The organism is Massilia sp. P2_C2, assembly GCF_056404615.1.
Genome location: NZ_JBFUDR010000365.1, coordinates 1 through 5,364, shown reverse-complemented (window position 1 = coordinate 5,364; position 5,364 = coordinate 1). Strand labels below are relative to the sequence as shown.

Here is a 5,364-nt window from a genome sequence, read left to right as displayed (position 1 = left end):
GCGCTGGGCCTGTGGGGCAAGGATGCGGGATACGCCCTGCCCGACCACCTGCCCGACCTGCCGGCCGCGCCGGCGGAACCCGCGGACGTGGAACGCATCGCACTGGCGCAGCGGCTCGACGTGCAGGCGGCCAAGGCCGAAGCGGCCGCCACGGCCGCCGATCTGGGCCTCACGCGCACGACGCGCTTCATCAACGTGTTCGACCTCGGCTACGCCAACAAGTCGCAGACGGATGCGCCTGCGGAACGCGGCTACGCGCTGTCGCTGGAACTGCCGCTGTTCGACTGGGGCGGCGCCCGCGTCGCGCGCGCCGAGGCCACGTACATGCAGGCAGTGAACCGCGTGCTGCTCGCCGCCGTGACGGCGCGCAGCGAGGCGCGCGAGCGCTATCTCGCCTACCGCAACGCCTACGACGTGGCGCGCCATTACCGCGACACCATCATCCCGCTGCGCAGGAAGATCGGCAAAGAGACCCTGCTGCGCTACAACGGCATGCTCGCCAGCCCGCAGGACCTGCTGGCCGACGCGCGCGAGCAGGCGACGGCCGTGACGGCGTACATCGAGGCGCTGCAGGCCTTCTGGACCGCGAATGCCGAACTCGAATCCGCGCTCGGCGCCCGTTTCAAGGAACCCAGGAATGACCACCCGTAGAAACTTCATCACCGGCGCCGCGGGCGCCATGGTCGGCGCCTCGCTCGTCTCGAAGGCCGCCGCCGCCGCGATCCCGGAAGCCCCGCAGCAATCCTCGCCCGCCACGCAGCCGCCGCTGCATCCTGCGAGCGGCCGGCCGTACAACCCCGTCGTGACCCTGAACGGCTGGAGCCTGCCCTGGCGCATGAAGGACGGCGTCAAGGAATTCCACCTCGTCGCCGAACCCGTCGTGCGCGAGATCGCGCCCGGCATGAAGGCGAACCTGTGGGGCTACAACGGCCAGAGCCCCGGCCCGACCATCGAGGTCGTCGAGGGCGACCGGGTGCGCATCTTCGTGACGAACAGGCTGCCGGAAGCGACGACGATCCACTGGCACGGCCAGCTGCTCCCGAACGGCATGGATGGCGTCGCGGGACTGAACCAGCCCGCCATTGCCCCCGGCAAGACCTTCGTCTACGAATTCGTCGCGCGCTACGCCGGCACGTTCATGTACCACCCGCACTCGGACGAGATGACGCAGATCGCGATGGGCATGATGGGCCTGTGGATCACGCATCCGAAGGACCCGCGCCAGCATGCCGTCGACCGCGACTTCGTGTTCCTGCTGAACGCGTACGACATCGCCCCCGGCAACTACACGCCGAACGTGAACACGATGCTGGACTTTAACCTGTGGACCATCAACAGCCGCGCCTTCCCCGGCACGGATCCGATGGTCGTGCGCAAGGACGACCGCGTGCGCATCCGCATGGGCAACCTGACGATGACGAACCACCCGTTCCACATCCACGGCCACCGCTTCGAGGTGACCGGCACGGACGGCGGCTGGATCCCGCCCGCCGCGCGCTGGCCCGAGGTCACGGTCGACGTCGGCGTGGGGCAGATGCGGGCCATCGAATTCATCGCCGACAATCCGGGCGACTGGGCCTTCCACTGCCACAAGTCGCACCACACGATGAACGCGATGAGCCACGGCATGCCGAACCTCGTCGGCGTCGACCAGGCCGGCGTGGCGCAGACCATCAACGACCTCGTGCCGGGCTATATGGTGATGGGCGACCGGGGCGGTTCGATGGGCGGCATGCACATGGCGTTGCCGGAGAACACGCTGCCGATGATGGCCGGCCGCGGTCCGTTCGGCGACATCGAGATGGGCGGCATGTTCACCGTCATCAAGGTGCGCGAAGGCCTGGCGCGCGGCGATTATCGCGATCCCGGCTGGTATCAATACCCCGCCGGCACGGTGGCCCGCGAGTGGACGGGCCCTGTGCCCGACACCGCGAGCGCACCGGCGGTGCCGGCGCACGGCGAGGTGATCGGCACCGCCAGACGTGGCGCGAACGGCGGCGGGCATACGGGTCACTGATCCGCGCTGGGCCGCCCGTCCCGCCGGACGGGCATGCCGTCACACAGGTCGCCCTGGACGGATGATCGTCCCCGACAATCCGGAGGCCACCGTGGCCCGCATCGGATGAAAGGACATCATGCCCAGAGCACCTGCGATACGTTTTACGATCCTGTTCGGACTCGCCGCGCTTCCCGTCACCACGCATGCCGGCGACGGCGACCCGGCCGCACCGGCCACCACGGCCGTCGTCGTCACGGGGCGCAGGCCGCCGGTCGCCAGGAAGCTCGACAAGTCGGTGCACGACGTGGCCGGCATGGCCCGCGCGGCCAACGGCACCGCGCAGGACGTGCTGCAGTCCCTGCCCGAGGTCACGGCGTCGGCCGACGGCCAGATGGCGGTCAAGGGCAATCCGCAGGTGACGGTCCTCGTCGACGGCAAGCCGTCGGCGCAGCTGTCCGGGTCGCTTGACGACCGCGCGCTGGCGCTGCAGACGATGAGCGGCGCCGACATCGCGAGCGTCGAGGTCATCACGAACCCGTCGGCCGCGCTGGATGCGCGCGGCGGTGCGATCGTCAACATCGTCCTGAAGCGCAACCGCAAGCCCGGATCCCGCGCGCAGGTACAGGGCAGCATCGCCGACCAGGGGCTGTGGAACGCCGGCGCGTCCGGCGATGCGACGGAGAGCGGCATCAGCGTGCACGCCAGTGCGGCGCTGCGCCATGACGGCACGCTCAAGGTGCGCCGGTCGGAGGTCGACTGGGCGGGCGCACCGTCCGGACACACGCTGCAGACGTCGACAGTCTTCGTGCGCCGCGTCGTGCAAAGCGCCGCGCTGGGCATCGACGCTGCGTTGGACGGCGGCGGCGTCCTCAGCCTGTCGGCGCGCCACAATGCGCGCCGGTCGCGTCCCGTGTTCGACGTCCTCGACGAGGACCGTGCGGACGCCGGCGAGACGCGCTATCACCGCATCTCGGACGGCCCCAACGCGCAGTCCGACGACAGCGCCGGCGCCAGCTACAGCCGCCAGGCCGATGGTGTCGCGCTGAAGGCGACGGTCCAGCACAGTGCCTCGCGCGGCCTCGTCGACAAGTCGTATCGCGACGTCTTCATCGCACCGGCGCGAGATACCGACTACAGCCACGGGACAACGCGCACGGCGCGCCAGCTCGACCAGGCCACGCTGGACTGGAGCCGGGCGCATACGCTCGGCCAGTGGGGCGCGGGCCTCGATTTGCGGCGCCAGGCCGACGCCATCGACAACGAGCAGGCGCACGTCGATCCCGCGACCGGTGCCGCGACACCGGATCCCGCCACGACCAATGGCTATACCGTGACGACGACGTCGGCCGCCGCCTGGGTGACCGACCAGGTCAGGCTCGGCAAATGGGAAGCGCTGCTGGGTGGACGGGCCGGGCGCACGGCGCTTCATGTGGCGACAGAACGGCCCACCTACTGGCGGGCGTTCGATCCGAGCCTGCACCTGAAGTACGCGTTCGGCGACGATGCCGAGGCGACGTTCGCCTTTCGCCGCAGCCTGCAGATGCCCGATCCGCGCGACCTGAATCCGTTCACGACGTATGTCGATGCGCAGAACCTCAGCCGCGGCAATCCCGGCCTCGGGCCGCAGCGGTTGACGTCATGGGAGATCGGCACGCACGCGAGCGGATCCCGCCTGGACGGCGGCGTGACCGCGTTCTACCGCGCCACCCGCAATACCGTGTTCGATGCGCACAGCCTCGCCGGCGGCGTGCTGGTCACGTCGAAGCAGAATGGCGGTCAGGCCCGCTCGGCCGGGATAACGGGTACCGTCGACTGGACGCCCGTTGCGGGCTTGCGCCTGGGTATGGACGTTGGCGCGTATCACGTCGTGCTCGATACGCCCGATATCGCCGGCCCCGTGCGCCAGGACGGTGTCGCGGGCTACCTGAACGCCAGGGTCGCATACAGCAATGCACACGACGACCTGGCGCTCGACGCGCACGTCCAGTCGGCCGGCGTCGTGCCGCTCGGCCGCACCGGCCCCACCAGCAGCGTGAACGTCACGTGGAAGCATGCATTCGGCAAGGCGCTCGGCCTGACGGTCAACGCCAACGATCTCTTCGACGGTAGCAAACGCACCTGGCGCACGGATACGCGCACGTTCCGCCAGGCCGGGTTCGATCACTTCGTCGCCCGGCGCGTGTGGATCGGTATCGTCAGGAAGTTCGAGTGAGGCGGTCCGTCACCGGATAGCCGGCCGCATCGATCGCCTGCGCGATCGCGTCGAGGTCCGCCGTGCTGTCGACCCTGACCTTTTTCGTCGGCAGGTCGACCTCGACCTTCGCATCCTTGTCGAGGGCCTGCACGGACCTGGTGACGCGGCCCACGCAGTGGCCGCAGCTCATGTCTTCGACGGTCAGTTCATACATCGTGTGTGCTCCTTGTGCTTGGGGCGCGTTGGCCCCGTTGGTTGAAAGCTTTGCGAATTCAGGCAGATAGGGAAGCGGATCGTCCACATGCCCCGCGACCAGGCGCGGCGCCGGCCGCCAGCGCCGCAGCAACAGCGCATTGGTGACGACGCTGACGGAACTCGCCGCCATCGCCGCCCCCGCCAGCACCGGGTTCAGCAGGCCGAGTGCCGCGACGGGTATGCCGATGACGTTGTAGACGAAGGCCCACGCCAGGTTCTGGCGGATCTTGCGCCACGTGCGGTCCGAGATGTCGATGGCGTCCGCCACCAGCAGCGGATCGCCGCGCATCAGCGTGATGCCGGCCGTGTGCAGTGCGACGTCCGTCCCGCCGGCCATCGCGATGCCGACAGCGGCCGCGGCCAGCGCCGGCGCGTCGTTGATGCCGTCGCCCACCATGCCCACCTTGTGCCCTTCCTGCATCAGCCCACGGACGACGTCGGCCTTGTCCTGCGGCTGCACGTGCGCGACCCAGCGCGCGAGGCCCACACCCTGCGCGACGGCGCGGGCGCTGCCTTCGTTGTCCCCGCTCAGCATCATGCTGTCCACGCCGAGGTCGCGCAGGCGGGCGACGGCAAAGGCGCTCGTCGGCTTGATGCGGTCCCCGAACGCAAGCACGCCTTCCACGATGAGAAGCCCGCCCTGCCCGCCCCGCCCGCGCGCCAGCCACGAGACGGTGCGGCCAGCGGCCTCGTGCCGTTCGGCCGCGGCGACGAGTGCCGCCGGAAGATTGACGCCGGCCCCGATCTCGTCCAGCAGCCGTTGGTTACCCAGCCAGACAGTGGCGCCTTCCACCTCGGCGCGCACACCGCGGCCCGGCAGCGCGGCGGCGTCCTGCGCAGGCGGCGCCGCGACCTCGCGCGCCGCCGCCAGTTCCGTCACGGCGCGCGCCAGCGGGTGGGCGCTGCCCTGCTGGAC

The 5,364-nt window shown here is 70.1% G+C and carries 4 protein-coding genes; 3 read left to right on the top strand and 1 reads right to left on the bottom strand.

Annotated features, from left to right (window positions below):
- From AC1DYX_RS27145 to AC1DYX_RS27135, 3 genes are all read left to right on the top strand, one after another.
- Positions 1-651 (top strand): TolC family protein (locus tag AC1DYX_RS27145; protein ID WP_477264679.1); only part of this gene is annotated, 651 nt, incomplete at its 5' end.
- The gene (locus AC1DYX_RS27140; protein WP_477264677.1) at positions 638-2,017 is read left to right on the top strand and encodes a multicopper oxidase family protein; all 1,380 of its coding nucleotides are present in this window, start codon (positions 638-640) and stop codon (positions 2,015-2,017) included. The genes AC1DYX_RS27145 and AC1DYX_RS27140, both read left to right, overlap by 14 nt.
- A gap of 118 nt (positions 2,018-2,135) precedes the next feature.
- A complete protein-coding gene (locus AC1DYX_RS27135; protein WP_477264675.1) occupies positions 2,136-4,211 on the top strand; it encodes a TonB-dependent receptor in 2,076 nt (691 codons plus the stop codon).
- Here AC1DYX_RS27135 and AC1DYX_RS27130 read toward each other — a convergent pair.
- Positions 4,195-5,364, bottom strand: a 1,170-nt coding sequence (locus AC1DYX_RS27130) for a heavy metal translocating P-type ATPase (RefSeq protein WP_477264673.1), incomplete at its 5' end; no start/stop codon positions are given. The genes AC1DYX_RS27135 and AC1DYX_RS27130 overlap by 17 nt on opposite strands.